Annotated in this window: 21 protein-coding genes; 19 read left to right on the top strand and 2 right to left on the bottom strand. The window is 61.4% G+C overall.

What is annotated here, in order from left to right:
• Window positions 1-25 precede the first annotated feature (25 nt).
• The 19 genes from gspG to H9K75_RS08900 all read left to right on the top strand — a co-directional run bounded on the left by gspG (window position 26) and on the right by H9K75_RS08900 (window position 18,072).
• The gene (gspG, locus tag H9K75_RS08985) at window positions 26-457 is read left to right on the top strand and encodes a type II secretion system major pseudopilin GspG (RefSeq protein ID WP_187725507.1); all 432 of its coding nucleotides are present in this window, start codon (window positions 26-28) and stop codon (window positions 455-457) included.
• A 56-nt stretch (window positions 458-513) separates the two neighbouring features.
• Window positions 514-936, top strand: coding sequence for a pilus assembly FimT family protein (locus H9K75_RS08980; protein WP_264293997.1), 423 nt, complete (start codon window positions 514-516; stop codon window positions 934-936).
• Window positions 933-1,376 carry a type IV pilus modification PilV family protein gene (locus tag H9K75_RS08975; RefSeq protein ID WP_226858620.1) on the top strand — a complete coding sequence of 148 codons (444 nt, stop codon included), beginning with the start codon at window positions 933-935 and terminating at the stop codon, window positions 1,374-1,376. Before H9K75_RS08980 ends, H9K75_RS08975 begins: the two co-directional genes overlap by 4 nt.
• The gene (locus H9K75_RS08970) at window positions 1,373-2,119 is read left to right on the top strand and encodes a prepilin-type N-terminal cleavage/methylation domain-containing protein (RefSeq protein ID WP_187725505.1); all 747 of its coding nucleotides are present in this window, start codon (window positions 1,373-1,375) and stop codon (window positions 2,117-2,119) included. The genes H9K75_RS08975 and H9K75_RS08970 overlap by 4 nt, the downstream gene beginning before the upstream one ends.
• Window positions 2,116-3,018 (top strand): type II secretion system minor pseudopilin, encoded by a 903-nt coding sequence (locus H9K75_RS08965; protein ID WP_187725504.1) that lies wholly within the window; start codon window positions 2,116-2,118, stop codon window positions 3,016-3,018. Before H9K75_RS08970 ends, H9K75_RS08965 begins: the two co-directional genes overlap by 4 nt.
• A 78-nt stretch (window positions 3,019-3,096) precedes the next feature.
• Complete coding sequence (locus H9K75_RS08960; RefSeq protein WP_226858619.1) at window positions 3,097-4,353, top strand: PilN domain-containing protein; 1,257 nt, start codon at window positions 3,097-3,099, stop codon at window positions 4,351-4,353.
• A gap of 2 nt (window positions 4,354-4,355) precedes the next feature.
• Window positions 4,356-4,910, top strand: coding sequence for a type II secretion system protein GspM (gspM, locus tag H9K75_RS08955; RefSeq protein WP_187725502.1), 555 nt, complete (start codon window positions 4,356-4,358; stop codon window positions 4,908-4,910).
• Entirely contained in the window at window positions 4,907-5,587 is a 681-nt protein-coding gene (locus H9K75_RS08950) for a hypothetical protein (protein ID WP_187725501.1), read from the top strand. The genes gspM and H9K75_RS08950 overlap by 4 nt, the downstream gene beginning before the upstream one ends.
• A 20-nt stretch (window positions 5,588-5,607) precedes the next feature.
• Window positions 5,608-7,974: a type II secretion system secretin GspD gene (gene gspD, locus H9K75_RS08945; protein WP_187725500.1), complete on the top strand. Its 2,367-nt coding sequence runs from the start codon at window positions 5,608-5,610 to the stop codon at window positions 7,972-7,974.
• 125 nt (window positions 7,975-8,099) lie between these two features.
• Window positions 8,100-8,561 (top strand): hypothetical protein, encoded by a 462-nt coding sequence (locus H9K75_RS08940; RefSeq protein WP_187725499.1) that lies wholly within the window; start codon window positions 8,100-8,102, stop codon window positions 8,559-8,561.
• 209 nt (window positions 8,562-8,770) lie between these two features.
• Window positions 8,771-10,327, top strand: coding sequence for a cell surface protein (locus H9K75_RS08935; protein WP_187725498.1), 1,557 nt, complete (start codon window positions 8,771-8,773; stop codon window positions 10,325-10,327).
• A 255-nt stretch (window positions 10,328-10,582) separates the two neighbouring features.
• Window positions 10,583-11,488 (top strand): peptidylprolyl isomerase, encoded by a 906-nt coding sequence (locus H9K75_RS08930; RefSeq protein ID WP_187725497.1) that lies wholly within the window; start codon window positions 10,583-10,585, stop codon window positions 11,486-11,488.
• A 245-nt stretch (window positions 11,489-11,733) separates the two neighbouring features.
• The gene (locus tag H9K75_RS24715) at window positions 11,734-12,210 is read left to right on the top strand and encodes an ABC transporter permease (RefSeq protein ID WP_264293996.1); all 477 of its coding nucleotides are present in this window, start codon (window positions 11,734-11,736) and stop codon (window positions 12,208-12,210) included.
• Window positions 12,204-12,533 carry an ABC transporter permease gene (locus H9K75_RS24710; RefSeq protein WP_264294030.1) on the top strand — a complete coding sequence of 110 codons (330 nt, stop codon included), beginning with the start codon at window positions 12,204-12,206 and terminating at the stop codon, window positions 12,531-12,533. The genes H9K75_RS24715 and H9K75_RS24710 overlap by 7 nt, the downstream gene beginning before the upstream one ends.
• Window positions 12,530-13,846, top strand: a complete 1,317-nt coding sequence (locus H9K75_RS08920) for an ABC transporter ATP-binding protein (protein ID WP_187725496.1) — start codon at window positions 12,530-12,532, stop codon at window positions 13,844-13,846. The genes H9K75_RS24710 and H9K75_RS08920 overlap by 4 nt, the downstream gene beginning before the upstream one ends.
• A gap of 41 nt (window positions 13,847-13,887) precedes the next feature.
• Window positions 13,888-14,778: a class I SAM-dependent methyltransferase gene (locus H9K75_RS08915; RefSeq protein WP_187725495.1), complete on the top strand. Its 891-nt coding sequence runs from the start codon at window positions 13,888-13,890 to the stop codon at window positions 14,776-14,778.
• A 9-nt stretch (window positions 14,779-14,787) separates the two neighbouring features.
• Window positions 14,788-15,387 carry a methyltransferase domain-containing protein gene (locus H9K75_RS08910; protein WP_187725494.1) on the top strand — a complete coding sequence of 200 codons (600 nt, stop codon included), beginning with the start codon at window positions 14,788-14,790 and terminating at the stop codon, window positions 15,385-15,387.
• Between the two features lie 97 nt (window positions 15,388-15,484).
• Window positions 15,485-17,689 carry a DUF7657 domain-containing protein gene (locus H9K75_RS08905; RefSeq protein ID WP_187725493.1) on the top strand — a complete coding sequence of 735 codons (2,205 nt, stop codon included), beginning with the start codon at window positions 15,485-15,487 and terminating at the stop codon, window positions 17,687-17,689.
• On the top strand, window positions 17,617-18,072 hold the full coding sequence (locus H9K75_RS08900) for a DUF7654 domain-containing protein (protein WP_226858618.1): 456 nt from the start codon (window positions 17,617-17,619) through the stop codon (window positions 18,070-18,072). Before H9K75_RS08905 ends, H9K75_RS08900 begins: the two co-directional genes overlap by 73 nt.
• A 134-nt stretch (window positions 18,073-18,206) precedes the next feature.
• Here the strand turns inward: H9K75_RS08900 and H9K75_RS23785 are convergent, their stop codons facing one another.
• Window positions 18,207-19,844 (bottom strand): glycosyltransferase, encoded by a 1,638-nt coding sequence (locus H9K75_RS23785; RefSeq protein WP_226858617.1) that lies wholly within the window; start codon window positions 19,842-19,844, stop codon window positions 18,207-18,209.
• The gene (locus H9K75_RS23780) at window positions 19,820-21,040 is read right to left on the bottom strand and encodes a glycosyltransferase (RefSeq protein ID WP_226858616.1); all 1,221 of its coding nucleotides are present in this window, start codon (window positions 21,038-21,040) and stop codon (window positions 19,820-19,822) included. The genes H9K75_RS23785 and H9K75_RS23780 overlap by 25 nt, the downstream gene beginning before the upstream one ends.
• Window positions 21,041-21,206: the final 166 nt, after the last annotated feature.

The raw sequence follows: 21,206 nt of genomic DNA, 5'->3' as shown, positions 1-21,206 counted from the left end.
TGTTTTGTTTTATATGACGCAAACCATGAACAACCCTCGCAAGAAAAAGGCCCAGGCGGGCTTCACTTTGATTGAATTGCTGGTCGTGCTGGCAATTCTGACCATGCTGGCCGGTCTGGTCGGCCCCAAGGTGCTCAACCAGTTGGGCGGTGCCAAGTCCAAGACGACGGCGGTGCAGATCTCCGACATCGACAAGGCGCTCGAAATCTACAAGCTCGACGTGGGCCGCTATCCGACCAATGACGAAGGTTTGGGCGCGCTGATGAAGCGCCCCGGCAACGCAAGCGGCTGGGCCGGCCCGTACCTCAAGGGCGATGACGTTCCTGCGGACGCGTGGGGCCATCCTTTCCGTTATGCCAATCCCGGCCCGAACGGCGGTCTGGAAATTCTCTCGCTCGGTGCCGACGGTGCTCCGGGTGGCGAGGGTGAAAACGCCGACGTGCGCAACACCAAATAATTTCGTTTTTCTTTCAAAGGCATCGTCTTGTTGTGGCACGGGAGCGCGGATTCACATTGATCGAGCTGATGGTGGTGTTCGCCATCCTGGCTCTGGTCATGTCGATCGCGCCCTCGGCCTATGACAAGATGAAGACGTCGATGGAATATCGCGATGCGGTGCGCGGCGTGGTCTCCGAGATGCGCGCGGCGCGCCAGATGGCCACTCTGACCGGACGCGACAGCGTGTTTGCCGTCGATCTCGAACACCGGCAATACGGCATCGAAGGCGCAAAGCAGCGCGCGATTCCCGAGAGCATCGACATGCGAGCCATCGTGGCGGACAGCGAGGCCAAGGGCGCACATTTTGCGATCCGCTTCCTCTCCTCGGGCGGTGCCAGCGGTGGCAGCGTCGACGTTCTGCGCAGCTCAGGGGATGGCGTGCGCCTGCGCGTCGACTGGTTCTCGGGCCGCGTCGAACAGGAGCCGGTGCAGAAATGAACAGGTTCAGGTTCGCACCCAGGGCGGCCGTGCGTGGCCGGGTGCCGTCACGGCGGCGTGTTCGCGGCTTTTCGCTGCTGGAGTTGCTGGTCGCGTTCGCGATCATGGCGATCTCGCTGGGCGTTCTCTACCGGGCCACCGGCAGCAGCGTGCGCACGGTGGGCGATCTCGATTTACGCCAGCAGGCGACTTCGATTGCCGAATCCACGATCAGCCGCGTGGACGCGGTGCCGACCGCGGGGCTCAACGAGTCGGGAGCGGTGGGCGACATCGCCTGGTCGTTGCAGACCCAGCCCTACGATTCGGGCAACTCCGCACCCCAGGCGCCCAAGCTGCACGAGCTGGTCGTATCCGTTCGCTGGATGGACCGGGGCGAGCCCAGGGAAATGATCCTCAGGACGCTGCGTCCCGAACGTGGCCCCCGGAGGCCGGGGATATGACGGCTCCGACAAGACAACAGCCGGCGACAAGGCCGTGCGCACGCGAACCGCGGGGTTTCACGCTCGTCGAAATGCTGGTGGTCATGGTGCTGCTGTCCACCATCATGCTTGCGCTGGTGTCGGGCATGCGTAGCGCGGGGCAGAGCAGCGACCGCGTCGATGCGCACCTCGCCATGCAGGACGAGGAACGGCTTGCCGAACGCTTTGTGCGATCCACGCTGGGCCGGCCGTCGGCGCGTCCCGTGGTCGGCGCTGGCATCAACGCGCCCCTGCCGCAACTGGGCTCAGCGCCCAGCAGTGGACGTCCCCCGCCGCTGTTTTTGGGTGGGCCCGATCAGGTTTCGTGGGTGGGTGTGCTGCCTGCGCGCTATGGCGCTGGCGGACGCAGTTTCTTCCATCTCGGCGTCGAGCCGGTCGAAGGCTCGAACGCACTGGTGTTGCGGTACCTTCCCTGGGACGATCAGGCGAACTTCCCCGACTGGGGCGCGGCTTCCTCTCAGGTGCTGATGCAGGGCGTAGCCGCCGCCTCTTTCCAGTACGAAAACGACCGGCCGCTGAACATGGACGCGAATACCGAGTGGGAGGGCACCTGGGCGCATCCCGGCTATCTGCCCGCACGCATTTCCATCGATATTCAGCGTGAGGCGAGAGCGCCATTGCAATGGGTCGTGCCCTTGTGGCCGCTGCCCGGTTCACTCCCCGGTGGCGCGGATGGTGATGACGAAGTGATTGGCGGATCATGATCGCAGTCGCCCGCAATTCCCAAGCCCGGCGTTCCAGCCCGCATGCCGCAGTTCGGCAGGTGCGCGATCATGGCGGCTTTGCGCTGATCGCCGTGCTGTGGCTGGTGGCGTCGCTCAGCGTGCTGGTGACGGGAATCATGCTGACGGTGAAGTCCGAGCTCAAGGTCGCTTCGTTCGCGCGCCAGACCGTCGAAGCCAAGGCGGTCGCCGAAGGAGCGATGCAGGTCGCGTTGCAGTCGATGGTGGCGAGCGGTAAACGCCCGGAAAAACTGATAGAAGCGCCGGTTCCCTATGCAGGGCGGGACGTGATGGTGCGGATGACTCCGATGAATGGCTACATCAATATCAACCGTGCGCCGGTTGAACTGCTGCAGGCGCTGTTCAAGATTGGTGGTGGCATGGACGATGGCAGCGCTGGCAATCTCGCCAATGCCATCCTCGCGATACGCACCACGCCCGGTCCTTCCGGAAGGCCGATCAGTTTCGAAGCGCCCGAGGATCTCATGCGCCTGCCCGGAATGGACTATGCGGTCTACGCGCGCATTGCGCCGCTCGTGACGACGGATTCGGGCGGCAGCGGCCAGGTCAATGTGCAGGCCGCTCCTCCCAATGTGCTCAATATTGTTGCAGGGGGTAATGCGGGGGCGGTTGCCAGCTTCGTGCAGGCGCGATCTGGGGATAATGTCGGCGCGGATACCAGCGGCATGAATGGCGCCTGGTTGGCCGGGCCCACGTCTACCAAGTCCGTGGAAATGAGCGCCCGCGTCCCGCTTCCCGATGGAGGGGCGATCACGGTGGTTCGTCGCTACCTGATCACTAACAGCTCGCCTGACGGGTTACCATGGCGGGTTTTTTATGCCGATTCCCGCGTGGAGCAGGCTCCCTCGCCGAATTCATGAAACTTTACTTGAAGCATGCCCATTGCCAGTGACGATCTGAGGCTCTTTGGTCTCGACCTGCGGAATTTATGGCACGACTTGCGCAGCCCATGGGCCAAGTTGGTGCGCACGCCTGCGTGGGCCTGGCTGGCTCCGCGCGTGGAGATCCGTGTGGCGGGTGCCGATGCGCAAGGGGGCTCGATCTGGGAGCCGGACGCCCGCACGCGCGGGTTCCGTCGCAAGACCCGTGCGTCGGCAGCCGAGTCCGCGCAGAACGCATCGGACTTTGCGGCCGTATTGCTGCCCGAGAATCTGCTGCTGCGCAAGCGCCTCACGATGCCGTTGCTGGATTCGGACAAGATGGTGCAGGCGCTTGCCCTGGAGGCGGCCAACAGCAACCCGTTCGCTTCCTCCGCGTTGGTGTGGGGCTACGCCATCGATCCCGACGGCGCTGCCAATGCGGCAGGCGTGGTCAACGTGGAAATGGCGCTGGCATCGCGTTCGCGTGTCGAGCAATATCTTTCGACCCAGGCGGGCGTCGCAACGGGCAGCGAGCCCGAAGTGTGGGCGCTCCTGCCGCAGCGCACCGACGCGGCGATGCCCATGCCGGGTTTCGGCGAGGCGCGGCGCGCCCGCAGTGGCAAGCGTTACTGGACGACGGTTGGGATTTTGTCCGGCCTCGCCCTGGCGCTGTGCGTAGCCATGGCGATCACTCCCTATCTGCAAATGCGGGCCCGCGCCATGCAAGCCAACGTAGCCTACGCAGCGCTCGACAAAGCCGCAGGGCCGCAAGTCGGCAAGCGGGAGGGCCTGGTCAAGATCGAAGATCAGGTGAAGGCGCTGGCCGACATCATCGGCCATCGCCTGGACACCTTGCAGGTTGTCCAGGCGCTCACCAAGGCGCTGCCCGACGACACCGTTTTGCAACGCCTGCAGATCGAGGGCCGCAAGGTGATGATTGGTGGACAGGCGAGTGATTCCGCCTCGCTCATGCAAAAGCTCGGATCGATGCCCGAAATCAAGGAAGTGCGTGCACCGTCTCCGGCCGTGCGCCAGCCTGGAATGGTCAAGGAAACATTCCAGATTGAATTTCAGTTGACGGATGGTTTTGGCGTTTCTCTGGCAGATGCTGCCACGGCCGCGGCACTGGCTCCGGCCAATGCCGCGTCGAGCGCACAGGCACCGGCAAGCGCTGCACCGGCCGCTGCGGTGACGACGCCTGCTGCTGCTGCTCCGGCGGCGGCTCCACCAACTCCGGCGCCCGCTGTTGCTCCGGCACCGGCAGCCGCTCCCGCGCCAGCGCCCGCTCCCGCCAGGACGGGTGCGCCATCCTCCGCAGAAACGATTGGAGGCTAATGATGAACCAGCTCTCTCGTCGCGACTGGATTCTCATGGCGCTCACAGTGGTCGTGTGCCTGATACCGCTGTTCGCGCTCGGCATCTTTGTGTCCAACAAATATGCGGAAGGTGAGGATCAGATCAACCGCCTTGAGCCGCGATTTGCACGCCTGCTCGGCCTGCAGGCAAGTGCCGGGAAAATGGATGAAAAGGCCAAGCTGCTCGGTGATCGCATGTCGCTGTTCATCTACCCGAGCGAAATGGACGCCACCCAGGCCGGCAATGACGCGCAGCAGCGCGTGCGCTCGGTGCTTAGCACGGCCGGTTTGACGGTGGTGAGCAGCCAGGTGCTGCCGACCAAGACGGAGCAGGGTTTCGAGCGCATTTCGCTGTCCGTTCGCGCCGAAGGCGAGCTAATTCATCTGCAGGCGGCGCTCGCGGTACTGCCCAGCCTCACTCCGGTGATCCTGGTGGATGGCATCAATATCCAGGTCGTCGGCCTGCAGCGCGCTGACAAGCCGCAGCGCCTTGGCGCCGACCTCAAACTCTCGGTGTTGCACCGCAAACCTGCATGACACTGTCCGCAACACGCATTCTCGGTATCCTGATCCTGCTGCTCACACTGGGGCTGGCAGCGATGTGGCTCAAGCCCGATGGTTCTCTGCGCAACGTGGTCTGGACGCCGCCGCAGGCGGTCATGCCGGACCTGCAGTTTGCAGATCCACTGCCCAGTTCTGCCTCCAAGGTGGACGTGGGGCTGTTTGTCGAGACGCTGGAGCGTCCGCTGTTCTCGCCAAGCCGCCGTCCACCACCACCGCCACCGCCCAAGGAAGAGGAAAAGAAGGCGCCACCGCCCGATCCGTTTGCGGGCATTCACGTCTTCGGCCTTTATGGCGGGGGCGACTCGCCCTCGGGCATGCTCGCGAAAGTCGAGGGCAAGGTGCGCATGGTGGCCATCAACGACAAGCTCGGCGCCTGGACCTTCAAGTCCATCGATGATCGCGATGCGATCTTCGAGAGCAATGGTGAAACGAAGAAGCTGCCGCTTCTGACGGCCAAGCCCGCGCCCGTGCCAAAGCCGGTGGTCGCCGGTGGAGCGCCTGATGGTCAGGCACCGCAGAATTCCGGAAACATCCCTGTCGATGCTTCCGCAGAAGAGCGGCGTGCCGCCATGGAAGAAGCTCAGCGGGAGCGCCTGCGCCGACGAAACGAAATCCGTGCCAGAGCCGGAGCACGCCCAGTTACCCAATGAATAGAGTGAAGAAGAATTCAATGAAACCGCGTCAACTGATTACTACGGGCCTGCTGCTGGCTCTGTGGGGGAGCTTGCATGCCCAGACCGTTGTTGACCCTGCCGCAGCAAAGGCTGCCGTTGCCGTGCCCGCCACGGCGGCGACCAGCGATGATCCCAAGAAGCCGCCCCAGCCCGACTTCGAGCCGCGCATCCTGCGTGGAGACGACAAGCTGATCAACATGCCACCGGCCTACGTGCCCGTGGAAGGCTCGCCAAGCGGCTACAAATTCGAAGACGCGCCGATCCAGGACGTGGTCACGGTCTTCATGCGCGAGGTTCTCAAGGTCGACTACATCCTGCATCAGCCGATCACCGGCAGCGTGACACTGGCCACCCGTGGCCCGATCTCGCCCGATGACGCGCTCTCGCTGCTGGAAAGCGCCTTGCAGGTCAATGGCCTCGCCATGGGTCGTGATTCGCGCGGCGTCTACCACGTGGGCAAGCTCGACTCGCTCAAGGGCGTGGTCTCCAACATTCGCGTTGCGGGCACCAAGGGCTCGCTGCCGCCCGGCTACGGCGTGGTCATCATTCCGCTGGAGTTCATCGGCGCCACCGAAATGGCCGCGATCCTCAAGCCGATGGTGCAGGGCGAAGCCATCGTGCGCGTGGACACGCTGCGCAACATGCTGGTCATGGTGGGCACGCGTAACCAGGCGGAAGGCTGGATGGACATGGTCAAGACCTTCGACGTGAACATGCTCAAGGGCATGTCGGTCGGCGTCTTCCCGCTCAAATACGCGTCCGTGAAGGAAGTCGAATCCGCCCTGCAACTGCTGAACAGCGGTGCCTCGGGCGGTGCCCCGGCGGGCGGCGCTCCCGCAGCGGCGCGACCGGCAGGCCAATCCCAGGGCACTCCAGCCGGAGGTGCCGCGGCCGCAAACACCCCCGCCGTGGCGCTCAGCGAGAATTTTCCGCTCTATGGCGCGATTCGTGTGTTGCCCATCGCGCGCATCAACAGCATTCTGGTCGTGACGCCGCGTGCCGCTTACCTTGAAGAAGCCCGCCGCTGGATCGAAAAGCTCGACAAGCCAAGCGACAACGGGGCAGAGCCGCAGTTGTTCATTTACCAAGTGCAAAACGGCAACGCCCAGCATCTGGCGTCGGTGCTCAGTGGGGTGTTTGGTGGTATGCAGAACAACCCGTTCCAGAGCGGCGGCGCGACCGGCGCCACCGGTGTGGCTCCGGGGATGGGCGGAGCGGTCGCTGGTACCGCCGGTGTCAACAATCCTTACGGCAACAGCAACAATGCCTTCAACGCCAATCTGGGCGGTGTCAACAACGCCTATGGCGGCGGAGGCGGCTATGGTGGCGGATATGGAGGTTATGGCGGAGGGGTCGGCTACGGCGGCGGCGCGGGCATGTTCGGTCAAAACATGGGATCGGGCTTCAGCTCCGGAGGTTTGTCCAACCTCAATACGCGAAACACGGCGAACAACGCCAATCGTCCCTCGATCTCGATGGCTGCCAACTTCGGTTCGATTCGAGTCGTGGCTGACGCGCTGAACAATTCGGTACTGATCTGGTCGACCCGCGCGGAGTACGAAAAGATTGAGGCCACCCTCAAACGGCTGGATATTCCGCCGACCCAGGTGCTGATCGAAGCGAGCATCATCGAGGTCACGCTCGGCGATGATTTGGAATATGGATTGCAGTGGTATTTCACGGATGGAAACAAGCCGGGCTCAGTACCCAATAATCGCACTGGCAGAGGTACTGTGGGCGGCTCGGTCAATGCTGCGGGCGGCTTCACCTACCAAAGCCTCAATCCCTATGGTCGAGTTCAGGCTACGTTGACCGCGCTGGCGGAAAAGACGCATCTGAAGGTCGTGTCCAGTCCTAATCTGATGGTGCTCGACAACCACACAGCTACTATCGCGGTGGGCGAGCAGCGGGCTGTGAACACGGCTACCACCATCATTCCAAACGGAACGAATAGTACGGTCACGAATTCGATCCAATACAAGGATACAGGTGTCAATCTGGTCGTGACTCCCTCGGTCAACGCGGGAAATCTGGTGACCATGCAGGTAGACCAAATGTTGACAGACATTCTGGATAAAAGCTCCGACACCCCGTCATTCATGCAACGCCAGGTCAGCAGCAAGGTGGCGGTGCGGTCCGGGGAATCCATCGTCATGGGAGGCTTGATCAAGGACACCGAATCGAAATCGAAGAAGGGTGTTCCCGTGCTTTCGCAGATTCCCCTGCTGGGCGGCCTGTTCGGAACCCAAGGGAGTACAAATGACCGGACGGAACTTTTGGTGGTTCTCTCGCCCAGAGTCGTACGCACCGACATCGATATCAGGGAGGTTTCCGACGACCTGCGTGATCGATTGAAGGGCTGAGAGAAGTGGACAATTACAACCGCGAACGAGCTGCGCCAAGAACGGCGCCGCCGCTCGCAGCGCCCACACCCCAGTAGTCCAGCGTTTAACTCGCTATTAAAATCTGTATCCAGGAGTAAAAAAGCATGACGAAGATTGATGTTCCCCGTGGTCTGAAAGGCGTTGGAATTCGCCCTATGGCAACCTTCAAAATTGCGGTTTCTGGCGTCGCACTGGCAGTGTTGGCGGGCTGCGCCAGCATGGGCGGTGGTAGCCCCGAAGATGCGGTCAAGGCGCGCGCAAACGCGCGTTGGGCGGCGCTGATAAAAGGTGACCAGAATGCGGCATATCAATACAATACGCCATCATTTCGTGCTTCGGTCACTCCTGAGAAATACAAGGAGCAGCGTGGCAAGGATGTGCGTGTACTGGAGGGTGATGTGGTCAAGGTCACATGTCCGACGAAGGACAAGTGCGATGCGCAGATTCGTCTGGCTGCCACGGCTGCCATAATGTTTCGGCAGAATTTTCCGAAACAAATCGTCACCTACATTGACGAAACATGGCTTTTGGAGGACGGGCAATGGTGGATATTCGAAAAAATTTGAGTCCGCGTCTGTTGTCCTATTGCAGGTTGAAATGGCGTGACTGATGGAGGAAACGAGTATCGAGTACCTGTAAATGTTGCACTCAACCAACATATCTGCGGCAGCGGGGTGAATTCTCTAGGCAAATTGCCTGCCCGCTATGCTAGGATTAAAAGGCGTAATCAACCTCTACCTTAGTTGCGCCAAACAACTTTTCAACTGGAGTTTCTATGAAGAAGAATGTTCTCGCTCTGAGCATCGCCACCGCAGTGGTGGGCTTTGCTGGTAGCGCGCACGCCATCGGTACTATCGGTGGTACTGCAACTGCTAACGACCTGCAGTTCGGCAACACTGGTACCGGCCACATGCTGCTGGTGCCTTACTTCAGCACGCAAGATGGCAATGCCAACCTGCTGTCGCTGATCAACACCGACACCGTGAACGGCAAGGCTGTGAAGGTTCGTTTCCGTGGCGCCCGCAATTCCGACGACGTGTTTGACTTCCAAGTCTTCCTGTCGCCTGGTGACGTGTGGACTGCCAACATCAGCAAGAACAAGGATGGCCTGTCTTACCTGAAGACCGAAGACAACACTTGCACGAAGCCTTCCAAGGCCAAGATCAACGACACTCCGTTCATCACATCGCGTCTGAACCCGAATGTGACTGCGGAAGAGAAGGCCAATAACACGCGTGAAGGTTACGTTGAAATCTTCAACATGGCCGACATTCCTAAGTCGACGACCGGTCTGTACCCGCTGATCAAGCACGCAAACAGCGTTGCCAAGTGCGCGGACGACGGCACCAACCTGGCTTGGAGCGCGATCAACAAGGATCTGGCCAACGAAGCCGCTTACAAGAATCCAGCCATCGGTATGACCAACCCGACCACGGGTCTGGCTGCTAACTGGACCATCATGAACGTGCCTAAGGCACTGTCATGGAGCGGTGCAGCTACGGCTATCGAAGCGGTGAACAGTGCCGTCAATCCGTCAGCACTGGCTTCCGGTAACATCGTGTACTTCCCGCAGGTTTCTGAGCCGGTTACAAATCCAGGAACGTTCTCGTCCGATCCGCTGTTCGTGGGTTCCGCTGCTTCGCCAACGACACCTGCTTACGCAGCTGCGATGTATGACTTGCCCGACATGTCTACACCGTACACCGTGTACACGGCAGAATCCACCAACTGGCCTGCTGATCAAGCCATCAAGTTGGCCGATGCCATCACGACACGTGCTGTGATCAACGAGTTCTGGACTGAGCCTACCATCAAGGCTGAGACCGACTGGGTGTTCTCGATGCCTACACGTCGCTATGCAGTGGCTGTGGATTACTCGGCAACCAAGCCTACCGCCGTGTACAACACGACCGTGAACAAGCACTTCACTTCTGCCAACACGGTAATGAACGGTGACGCAGTCTGCGTGCGCAATGTGACCTACACGGTCTGGGATCGCGAAGAGAACTCGCCAGCATCGCCTGATGACGTGGTGATCTCTCCCGGTACCCCAACAGCGCCTACGCTGTTCTGCGGTGAGACCTCGGTGTTGAGCTTCAACAACGCTGGTGCTGCTCAATCCGCCGTTCTGGCCGCTTCCGTGTCTCTGAAGGACATGGACACTGGCTATGCAAATGGCTGGGCTCAGCTGAACACCCCCGGCGCACGCGTTGCTGGTCTGCCAATCCTGGGTCAAGCGTTTGTTAGCGCTTACAACCCATCCGTGGCTTCCGGCACTGCCGGTAACTTCGGTGTGAACTGGGGTCACCGTTTCGTTCGTGTCACTCCCTAATTCTTGGGATGTGTACGCAGCGATGCGTGAATAAAAAGGCGGGGAACTTCCCCGCCTTTTTTTATCTCTAATTTTTTGCATTTCCTTAGTGAAATGTCCGTGTGATATCTCCGACTCGTGCTCGCCGATGGCGATCTAGGAACTTGCGTCCTAGGCACTCCCTCACTTTGCGGTGGCTCCCACGTGCGCGAAGGTATTGCGTTTGCGGACTTATAAGCTAGTCTGCTTCTGTGACCCAGGATTTTTTAAACCGTCATGAGAACGTCTCGTAAATTTGGTGCTGCCGCCTTCGGGCTTTTTTTGGTAACTGGTGCGTTGGCCGCACAACCGGCCGTGGTGATGGAGGTCGGCGGCATCAACATCACCGACCAGGATATTCGTGCGGAGCTGCAAAATGCACCCGCGCCCACGCGTGAACGAACATTGGAAAATCCGGCCGTTCTGAAACAGATTGCCAGCACCTTGGCAGCTCGTCGTCTGTTGGCCCAAGAGGCAGAAAAGAACGGCCTGGCGGCAACACCTCAGATGAAGGCGCAGTTGCAACTGGCCAAGGAGCGCGTTCTTTCGACGGCACGTCTGGAGCAAATTGATGCGTCGCACATGCCTGACGCCAAGGCCATAGACAGTTATGCACGCGACTTCTATCGCTCCAACCCCAAGGCCTTTGAAGCTCCACCGGAAACCCACGTTCGTCACATCCTGATCGAAGGTGACAAGCCGGCGTCCAAGGCCAAGGCCGAGAAACTGTTGGCAGAATTGAAGGCTGGCGCGGACTTTCAAAAGCTCGCCAAGGAAAACTCGGAAGACAAGACCAATGGCCCCAATGGCGGCGATCTCGGCTTCGCGCCTGATGGTCGGTATGTTCCCGAATTCGAACGCGCCATCGGTGGACTCTCCAAGGAAAAACCGTTGAGCGATGTTGTGAAGACGCAGTTTGGTTATCACATCATTCAGTATGTGGAACAGCGACCAGCTCGTGTGGTTCCCTATGAGGACGTTGCAGATCGTTTGAAGGCGGATTCAACAACCAAACTGCTCTCCGACAAGCGCGTGGAAAAGAACAAGGCCCTCATCAAGGACGCCACGGTTCACGAAGACGCTCTCAAGGCGATGGCTGCAAGCAAGCCTGCTGCAGCTGCAGCGGCACCAGCGAAAAAGTAAATCACAAACCATCCACGGATGCCCGTGAGTTCGGAAGGCAACGTGTCATGCACGGCCGCCCTTGGCGTGATCGCTGGTACCATGGATGTCTGGTTGCCGCTGCGTGATTGATCGTTCCGAACCCACAACCAGTATTCGAAAATTGGTTTTAGACGCGAGAAGACTTGCACCTGTGGTGAGTCTCTCGCGTTGCCGCGTTTGAGTGTCCTACTCCCATTTGTTCTTCCCGGCGGTGTTTCGTTTGCATGGGCACTTTTTTCACTGAACTCGCGCAGCTCTGGCGCTTGCGAAGCCTTGTCGCTGTCCTCACGCGGCGAGAGGTCGTCGCGCGCTATCAGGGTTCGGCAATGGGGGTGCTCTGGGCGTACATCCAGCCGCTGCTCACCGTGGCGGCTTACTATCTGGTGTTCGACGTGGTGTTCGCCATGCGCCTTGGCGAACATGCTCCGACCTCACGCGTCGGCACTTATCTGATCGTCGGGTCGCTGGCGTGGATGGCGTTCTGCGATGCCTTCGGGCGCGGTACGTCAAGCCTGCTCGATGCGGGTGGGCTGCTGCAGAAGAATGCGCTTCCGCCGATCATTTTTCCTGCGCGCACCGTCTTGGCCAGCACCGTGGTATTCGGGCCGATGCTGTTGCTGCTCACACTGGCATATGCGCCGGTCCATCATTTCGCCCTGCCGGTGATCGCGGTGATCCCCTGCTATTGCTGCAGGTGGTGATGAGTTTTCTGTTGGCCTATTTGTTTGCCATCATGGCGGCGGCATTGCGCGACACGGTACAGATCGTGGGATTCGCGTTGCAGATCGGGATTTTTGTGTCGCCCGTGTTGTTTCCCATGACGATGTTTCCCGCTGCCTGGCGTTGGGTGTTGTGGATCAATCCGATGACGCCGGTGGTTTCCGGCTGGCAGACGATTTTGCTGCAGGGGGCATGGCCTGCGTGGAGCGTATGGATCGCCCTGGCTCTGTGGATTGCGGGCGCCGCAGCGCTCTTGTCCGTGGCCGTGCGCCGCAGCCATGATCAGTTGGTAGATTGGCTATGAACGTCGTGAAGGCTTCCCCACCAACCGGCGCGCTTGCCAGTGGCGACGATGCGGTGCTGCGCGTGAGCCATGTGAGCAAGGAATACAAGCTCTACGATTCTCCGCGCGAGCGTTTCAAGGCGCTGTTCAGCAACAAGGTGCGGCACCGCAGTCACTGGGCGCTCAAGGACATTTCGTTTGAACTCAAACGAGGCCAGTGCGTTGGCGTGGTGGGTGACAACGGCGCGGGCAAAAGCTCGTTGCTCAAGCTGCTGGCGGGCACGATGCAGCCCAGTTCGGGTACGGTCGAGCGGGTGGGGCGCGTCACCGCGATCCTAGAGCTCGGAGCGGGTTTCCATCCCGAGTTCAGCGGGCGCGACAACCTGTATTTTGCCGGTAGCCTGATCGGCATCAGCCACGAAGAAATGGCGAAGCTCGAGCCGGGAATCATCGCGTTCTCCGAGCTTGGCGAGGCCATGGATCGCGCCGTCAAGACCTATTCCTCCGGGATGACGGTGCGTCTTGCCTTTGCACTGATCACCGCCGTGCCGCCGGATGTGCTGATCATCGACGAGGCGCTGGCCGTGGGCGACCAGCATTTCCAGAAAAAATGCGTGGCGCGCATCATGGAGTTCCGCGATGCGGGCTGCACGATTCTGTTCTGCTCGCACAGCTCGTATCACATCCGTCATCTGTGCGATCAGGCGATCTGGCTGAAGGCCGGGCAGATCATGGAGATGGGGCCGACCGAGGCGGTCATGGGCTCCTACGAGATGCACAGCCGCTTGCGCGCCGATGCCGTTGTTCCAGTTGCGCCATCGGAGCTGGGCGAGGCAGACCTTCCATCGGACGTGACGCTCAATGCTCTCGGCGATGACCTGCCCGCCACGCAGTCCGCAACCGGCACGCGCATGCAGCCCGATCCTGATGGCCTCGGGGCCAGTCTGCTGTCGGCAACGATTGCCGATCTGGCCGACGGCAAGCCGCCGCTGCTCGAAAGTGTGGATCTTGTGGTCACCTTTCACGTGCGAGGGCGCGGTGATGAGCGGCCCAATCTGGGTTTCATGATCGAGCAATCGCAGGGCACGGGCATCACGTCGCTCGCGACCCATGAAGAAGGCGCGCATCCGCGGCGCATGCCGGATGGCACTTGGGAGTGCGTACTGCGCTTTCCCAATCTGCCGCTGCACAGCGGCGAATATGTGGTGAGCGCCTACCTGTTCGATGAAAGCGGCCTGGTGCTTTACGATGCGTGGCTGCACTACCAGCACTTCCGTTTTGTTTCGCCAACGCTCATGCCGGGCCTGGTTCGTCTTCCGCACGAGTGGATCTGATCGCCGGTCCTGACTGGTACAACCGAATTTTGAGATTGATGATGTCTTCTTCAGAAAACACACAGGCCGCGCAAAGCCCGATTGAAAGCGCGCAGGCACTGATCGCCCGTGGAGACATGAACGCGGCCGGCGAATTGCTGACCGCCGCGCGCGACGTCGCGGCTACGCGGCTTGCCGCACACAACCTCATCGAGGCGAAATTTCCGCTGCTCTCCTACGGGCAGTGGATGGGCTGCCCCTGCGAGATTTCCGAGGCGGACGACATCTACAAGTTCTTCGCAGACCATCCTTCGAGCCTCAATCCGATCCGCGACTATCTGGCCGACGGCTGGCGCACCATGTCCGAGCTGGTACTGTTGCTCGAAGAGGTCAACCATCCGCTGCTGCGCACGCGCAGTTTTCTGGAATTCGCGAGCGGCCATGGCCGCTTCACGCGTCATCTGGTGAAGGCGCTCGGCGCGGATCGCGTCGTAGTCTCCGACGTGGTGGCCGATTCGGTGTCGTTTGCGCGCGCGGCGTTCAACGTGAATGGTTTCGTCTCCGCCGCCGTGCCCGAGCATGTGCAGTGGAGTCGTCAGCACGACGCGGTGTTCGTGCTTTCGCTGTTCAGCCATCTGCCGGCATCGACCTGGTCGCGCTGGCTCAGGCGGATTTATGACATGGTCGCTCCGGGTGGCGTGCTGGTATTCACGACGCACGGTGCGGAAGCCGTGCGGCGCACCAACGTTCCGCTCGATGCCGAGGGTTTCTTCTTCACCGCATCGAGTGAATCCAATGCCATTGAAGGCGCGGAATACGGCACGGCATTCACGTCGCAGCAGTACGTGGAAAATCGCATCGCCGAACATCTGCCGGGTGCGCGAATCCTGAAGTTTGCGCCCCAGCATTTCTGGCACCACCAGGATGCCTGGGTGGTGGAAAAACCAGAATAAGGACACGCAATGCATACGAGTTCACTGGCCCATGTGCAAGGGCTGGTTCATCAGTTTCTCTCGGGCAGTACCACCAAGTCGCTCAAGATCATCGACATCGGAAGCTACGACGTCAATGGCAGCTACAAGCAGTTCTTTGTGCACCCGGCCTGGCAATACACCGGTGTCGATCTGGCGGCGGGTCCCAATGTCGATGTGGTGCTTGAATCGCCGTATCGGCTGCCGTTCGACAGCTTTTCTGTCGACGTGATCGTCTCGGGGCAGGCGTTCGAGCATGTGGAGTATTTCTGGTGCTCGTGGCTCGAGATGGTGCGCGTGCTCAAGCCGGGTGGTCACATCTTCCTGCTCGCTCCCTCGCGCGGGCCCGAGCATCGTTATCCACAGGACTGCTGGCGTTTTTATCCGGACGCATACCGTGCGCTTGCCAAATACGCGTCGCTTGAACTGTTGCACGTCAGCACCGATTGGGAGCCGCATGCAAGCGAGGACAGCGCGGCCTGGGGCGACACCGTGGGTGTGTTCCGCCAGCCGCAGCTCAGCGGCATGCAGATGCTGCGTCGCAGGCTGATGCAGCAATTGCGCTATCAGGTGATGCCGGGCTACAAATAGGCCGTCGCCGTGGGGTCAATCGCCGACGCAAACTGTGATAACTTGCGCGGCACAGGAGGATCAGGGGCTGGCGTATCGTGCGCGAGCCGCGCACACCATGCCGCGTAGCAGTCATCTGTCATTCACCGCACAGCCGCGCAGCGCGTGGGTGACGGTGCTCTCTGTATTCATTCTTTGTCTTGTCGCCTTGCTGTCCGCGCCTTCTCACGCGCGGGATACGCGCTCAGAGATCGATGTCGCGAGCGCCGGCCTCACACCCGCTGCACCGGAAGTACGCGCGGCAGGCAAGGGCTTTGTCGACAAGGCCGAGGTTCGTGATGGTGTGCTGACCTTGCAGGGATGGGCCGCAGCCTACAACCCAAGCGTCTATGTCACGTTGGTGGAAATCTGGCTTGGTGAGCAGTCGATCTATCGTGGCCGACTCGGTTTTCTCACGAATCGCCCCGACGTGGTCGAATCGTCAAAACAGGCCTTGTGGCTCAGCAGCGGTTTTCAATTGCCGGTGCGCCTGCCGCAGGATCTTTCCTCGACCATGCTGCCGCTGCGCGTGCAGGTCACGAACGGAGATGGCGGCCAGTTCGATCTGCAACTCAGCGAGCAGGTGCGGCAGATCCAGATTCCGCAGGGCCCACGCAAATCTTCCACAAGGGCCAGGCTGACATTGGCATTGGCCGCGTTGCTTCCGCTCGTCTATCTGGGCGTTGCGTTTTCACGGCGCGAAAGCGCGCGAGGCGCGCCGGGGTTCATGGCGGCAGTGGCGATGTCGTTTGCCTTGTTGGTGGCTGGCGGATGGAGTGGATCGTCGCTGTCGCTGTTGCTCGATCACGCGAAATTGCTCGAACACGATGGCGCGCCTTTTCTTGGAAAAGCGCAGGAGGTGCGGCGCGACGAATGGCTGATCGTCACTCCTCTGGCCATGAGCCAGGCCGTGGAGCCGGAACGATTCGCATCGGTCAATCCGTTGCACGGCGTCTACGGTCAGAACATGAACGTGGTCGGCATGAGCGGTGCGCCCACGCGAGGACTGGAGGCCATCGCCAAGCCCGCGAGCTGGGGGTTTCTGGTGCTGGATCTGAAGCGCGGCCTGGCCTGGCATTGGTGGTTTCCGTTCTTTGCCTGTTTTCTCGCTCTGTGGGCGGTTCTGCGCGGCTGGTTCGCGTTGGATTGGCGCAAGGCGGCCGTGCTGGCGGTGCTGGTGCCTGGATCGGCCTACTCGGTCGGCTGGTCGGGCTGGCCCGCGTATGCGAGCTTCTTTCCATTGCTCGCGGCGCTCGCTGCCGTGCGGATGTTTCTTGCCGAACGCGCGACGAGTGCAATGATCTGGGGTGCGGTGCTGGGGTGGTCTGCAGCTGGGTTCGTGCTGGTGCTTTATCCGGGTTGGCAGATTCCGCTGGCCTATCTGATGGTGCTGCTCACGCTCGCGCAACTGTGGCAGGTGCGTTCGCGTGTGAATGCGGGCGGGGCGCAATTGCTCGGCGCAGTGTGCGCCGTGCTGCTGGGTGGCGTGTTGCTGGCCGCGTGGTGGCACGACGCCGAGGACGCCATCCGCGCGCTGGGAGCGACGGTGTATCCGGGGCAGCGCTCGATGGAGCTTGGCGGCTATGTCGAGCCCTGGCATCTGTCCAAGGGCCTGGCCAACCTCGTGACCCTGTACGAAAGCTCGCAGTGGTCGATTCCGAGTGATGCGGCCGGAAGTCTTTACCTGTTGATTCCGCTCGCGGTGGCGACCGTCCTGCGGGCGGTGATCAGGCGCTCCATCGATGCGCTGGTAATCGTGCTCTGGTTGTTCGTCGCGTTCGTGCTCACGCACATGTTCATCGGCATTCCGGCGTGGTGGGCGCGCGCGACGCTGTGGGGCAAGGTGCCCGCGTTTCGGCTTGATGTGGTGCTGGTGCTTGCTCAGGCGTTTCTGTTGGGCTCGCTGCTCAGGGACGCCCCGTTGATGCGGCAATGGGCGGATGCTTCGCGCGCGCGCACGACGGCCTTGCAATGGCTTGGCGCGGCTTGCGCCATCGGTTTTGCGTGGTTCCACTGGCACTGGCTCACGATGATGCCGGTGCCGATGCAGGACTGGCTGAACCCGCCGTACTGGTGCTGGTGCTCGCAGGTGCGGCGTGGCTTGCCTATCTTCTGGTGCGCGGGCAGGTGTGGAGCGCGGTGGCGATCTGTACCGTGTGGACCCTGTCGGTCAGTCTTCCGTTCAACCCCTTGCAGCAGGCGCCGCAGCACGTGCAGTTGGTGGCCGAACTGCGGTCCGCGCTGCGCACGCAAGCCGATGCTCCCGCACGCGTTGCAGTGGTGAACGAAGACCTGTGGGTGAGCGCGCTGCCGATTTCAGGTGTGGGCGTGGTGAATGGTTTCTTCTACGATCCGCCACTCAGGTTTTGGCGAGACCTCGACCCCGAGGGCAAGCTGGAGGCGGTCTACAACCGCTACCAGTTCATGCAGATCAAACTGGCTTCCGAACTGATGGCGCCCGGGGATTTCCAGATCAGCAGTCCACGCATGGATGCCGTGACGCTGAGCGTGCAGCCGGAGCGCTTCGATTTCCGGAAGCTGCACGCGAACTTCGTGCTCGCCAACCTGCAGGACGCGGCTCTGCTCAAGGGCAATGCGCATCTGGAACTGGTGCAGACCGATGGCGCAAACTGGACGCTGTTTCGCGTGCGCGCTGGCGGCACGTGATGCGTGCGACTGCAAGAAAACGGGCTCTCGAAGGAGCCCGTTTTGATCTCTTGATGGCAGCGTAGGCGCTCAGCCGTTCAACCAAGTCTTCACCTGGCGCTGAAACTGTGGCGGTATCTTGCGCGCCACGCCGCTCAACACCGGGAGCGAGCGCAGGTAGACCAGCATGCCGAGAATGCCCGCCTTCGTCGCGCCGCTGTATGCGCGCTCGGGCACGAACTGCAATACGTAGTCACGCTCGAGCGGCGTGCCGTCTTCGGTCGGTTCCGACGGTGCGGACATGTTGCTGAAGTAGTCGTTCTGATAGGTCCAGCGCTCGGCGTCGGGCGTTTCGACCGCATTGGCCGCGTCGGGCTGTGCCAGATCGAGAACCGGTGCAATGGCCGGAACGAAGTTCTCTTCGCGCACCTGTTTGAAGAAGTTGATCCATTGCCTGGCGTCGCGATCCCAGTCGTGAACCCAGGTCCATGGGCGATTGACCACGCGTTCCGCAAAGGCCCGATGTCGGGCACGACCACGGGCAACCCGGCCTGCAGCGCGGCGCTCAGCGTGTAGCTGTAGGTCTCGGGCCACTGCGCCGGAAACCAGATCAGATCGGGCTTGAGCCACGCGAGCAGGCGCGGCAGGTCCTCTTCCTTGTAGGCTCCGTGCACGCTGAGCGCGGCCTTGGGCTGGCTCAGCAGGTGGCGGTATCCGTAGCCGAGCAAGTGGAACTCGACCGGGGCGTCCTGACGTGCGGCTTCGATTGCGACGGTTTCCAGTACGTCGGCACCCTTGATCGCGCTGAGTGCTCCGAGCACGACGATGCGCAGCGGCCGGTCGTCCTTGATCGGCTGCGGCGACGGATCGGGCAGGGGCACGCTGGTGTCGATATCGGTGTGCTGGACGGCATGCACGTTGGCGGCGGGCGCGAAACCGATGATGCGTCTGGCCGTGTCGCGGCTTGGCGTGAGAACGGTGCGCGCGGCGCTCAGGAAGCGTGCATTGGCACCACGCCAGCGCGCCACGTTGCCTTCCAGAGGCGCGGGCATGTCGGGCGTGCAGCACTTGCATTGGCCGGGCGAGATCTCTCCCTGGTAGCGGTTTTCCTCACCCGTGATGGTGATGTAGGTGCAGTAGCTATAGAAGTCGTGCGCGGTGAAGTCGTAGCTGACATTGAGCAGCGCGGGAATGTCGCGCACATGTTTGTCGTGACCGAGCAGGTGGTGATAGTGCACGTGTGACACATGCAACTGGCGCAGCACGTTGAGCAGATCCTCGAACTGCTCGGCGATCTTGAACGTGAGCTCGAAACCCTCGTTCTCGCCCGCCATGCGCAGCGCAACGCATTTGTTCGCATAGGGCGTGAGGATCAGGAACACGGCCTTGTCCGAGAGATGCTCTGCAAGCTCGCGCACGTGCCGCACCGTGCCGCCCGCGCGATCATGCAGCACGGTCAGGATGACCGGAAGACCAGCGTCGCGGATGCGGGCCAGGTCGAGTGCCAGGCGATACGGGCGCGCCGGATCGGCCTGTACGAACCGGTGCACATCGTGCGCGTAGTTCGGATGCAGGCGCGCGAGCTTTTCCATTGCCGCGCGCTCTCGCGGGCTCTTGCTGTCACCAAAGCTCACGCCACCCGTATGCAAGACGAAGGTGTCGAGCAGATGCAGATTGCGCCAGCCCGCATCTTCGGCGCGCTGGCAGAAGTCGTTTTCTTCGCCGTAACCCTTGCCGAAGTTCTCCACGTCGAAAAGGCCGACGTCCTTCAGGCTGTCGCGGCGGATGTACATGCAGAAACCCACCCGGTGGGCACGTCGATGACGGCGCCGGGGTTGGTTTTCGCGCACAGCGCGTCCATGCGCGCCGTGTCGTATCCAGGGGGCAGCGGGTTGTCTTCACAAAAGCGCGGATAGCTGCAGATCGTCGCATTGGTCGAGAACGGCGTGACCGAAGCGATCTTTCTGTCGCCATACGCGGCCGCGCGAATGCGGTCGAGCCAGTTGTTGGCGACTTCGGTATCGCTGTTGAGCAGCAGCACGTCGTTGGCGTCCGACAGCGCCATGCCGCGATTGACCGTGCCGACAAAGCCGAGGTTTTCCGCGTTCTCCAGCAGCAGGATGCGCGGCTCGCCCGCAGCACGCTCGCGCAGCCACTGCGTCACTTCGGGCTCGGGGCTGCAATCGTTGATGATGACCAGGCGGTAGGGCACCTGTACCGGGGCCGCGAGCACCGATTCCACGCAAAGCTGGGTATCCGCCAACCCGCGGTAGACCGGCACGATCACGTCGACCGGATGCGTGGACGGCGCGACCGGAGTGGCGGGCCGGGTGATCGGCGCGAATGCACTGGCTTTCAGCTTTTCGTGCTTTGGCATTCTGCCGCGCAGACGATCAAGCGCGATCTTGGCGTTGACCAGCGGACGCGTCGCCTTGAACACCGTCGAGTTCTCGATGTTCTTCAGATGCGAGGCGAGATCCTTGAACTCACCCTGCACCTTGACCAACTCGTGCTCGAGCCGGGTGGCGTTGCGCTGGAATTGCGCAGACTCATCCTGGAAGCTGCGACGCTGGTATTCACTGGCCGCGAGTGAGTGCGAGAGGCTGGTCGTTTCGTCATTGAGGGTGTTGATCTGGCCATTGAGAGTGTTGATCTGGCCATTCAGATCGACGACGCAGCCGTTGAGGTCATTGACCTCGGTGTTCAACTGATCGATGTGTGCGTGCAGCGGCTGCACCTGATGGGCCATCGCCAGATAGTCGGCCGACATGGGCCAGCCGACCTCGAGTTCAAGCGACAGCGTCTGATCGATATCGTTGGCAAGTTCTTCAGGAATCAGCGGCAGCTCGAACCAGGGATCATCACCCGTGAGCAGCAGCACCATCGCCGACGAGACCCTGGGCGCGGGTGGCTGCCAGGCGATCTGATGCTGCGGCGTGGTGCTGAGATGCAGGCTGTCGGCGTGCTCTGGCGACCAGCTCCAGAGCACATCGCCCTGGCGTTGCGAAGCACGATCGCGTAGAGGTACAGGAACCCGGGTCGGTCGGCAGGGTCAATGCGCAGCCGACGCAGGGGCGAGGTGGCCACCGGGATGTCGAACTTCACCGATTGTCGATCCTGACCCATGATGCCGGTCGCGCTGATCTTGGCGTCTT

The organism is Diaphorobacter aerolatus (assembly GCF_014489535.1).
In the GTDB taxonomy this organism is placed as follows: domain Bacteria; phylum Pseudomonadota; class Gammaproteobacteria; order Burkholderiales; family Burkholderiaceae_C; genus Diaphorobacter_A; species Diaphorobacter_A aerolatus.
The sequence above is the reverse complement of the archived record's forward strand: the minus strand, read 5'-3'. Positions and strand labels throughout refer to the sequence as shown.

Bases quoted from the DNA above. Each gene is read 5' to 3' on its own strand.
- H9K75_RS08940 (WP_187725499.1), top strand. From the start codon at position 8,100: ATGACGAAGATTGATGTTCCCCGTGGTCTGAAAGGCGTTGGAATTCGC.
- H9K75_RS08920 (WP_187725496.1), top strand. From the start codon at position 12,530: ATGAACGTCGTGAAGGCTTCCCCACCAACCGGCGCGCTTGCCAGTGGC.
- H9K75_RS08915 (WP_187725495.1), top strand. From the start codon at position 13,888: ATGTCTTCTTCAGAAAACACACAGGCCGCGCAAAGCCCGATTGAAAGC.
- H9K75_RS08910 (WP_187725494.1), top strand. From the start codon at position 14,788: ATGCATACGAGTTCACTGGCCCATGTGCAAGGGCTGGTTCATCAGTTT.
- H9K75_RS08935 (WP_187725498.1), top strand. From the start codon at position 8,771: ATGAAGAAGAATGTTCTCGCTCTGAGCATCGCCACCGCAGTGGTGGGC.
- gspM (WP_187725502.1), top strand. From the start codon at position 4,356: ATGAACCAGCTCTCTCGTCGCGACTGGATTCTCATGGCGCTCACAGTG.
- gspG (WP_187725507.1), top strand. From the start codon at position 26: ATGAACAACCCTCGCAAGAAAAAGGCCCAGGCGGGCTTCACTTTGATT.
- H9K75_RS08905 (WP_187725493.1), top strand. From the start codon at position 15,485: ATGCCGCGTAGCAGTCATCTGTCATTCACCGCACAGCCGCGCAGCGCG.
- H9K75_RS08975 (WP_226858620.1), top strand. From the start codon at position 933: ATGAACAGGTTCAGGTTCGCACCCAGGGCGGCCGTGCGTGGCCGGGTG.
- H9K75_RS23785 (WP_226858617.1), bottom strand. From the start codon at position 19,844: ATGTACATCCGCCGCGACAGCCTGAAGGACGTCGGCCTTTTCGACGTG.
- H9K75_RS08930 (WP_187725497.1), top strand. From the start codon at position 10,583: ATGAGAACGTCTCGTAAATTTGGTGCTGCCGCCTTCGGGCTTTTTTTG.
- gspD (WP_187725500.1), top strand. From the start codon at position 5,608: ATGAAACCGCGTCAACTGATTACTACGGGCCTGCTGCTGGCTCTGTGG.
- H9K75_RS08950 (WP_187725501.1), top strand. From the start codon at position 4,907: ATGACACTGTCCGCAACACGCATTCTCGGTATCCTGATCCTGCTGCTC.
- H9K75_RS08965 (WP_187725504.1), top strand. From the start codon at position 2,116: ATGATCGCAGTCGCCCGCAATTCCCAAGCCCGGCGTTCCAGCCCGCAT.
- H9K75_RS08970 (WP_187725505.1), top strand. From the start codon at position 1,373: ATGACGGCTCCGACAAGACAACAGCCGGCGACAAGGCCGTGCGCACGC.
- H9K75_RS24715 (WP_264293996.1), top strand. From the start codon at position 11,734: ATGGGCACTTTTTTCACTGAACTCGCGCAGCTCTGGCGCTTGCGAAGC.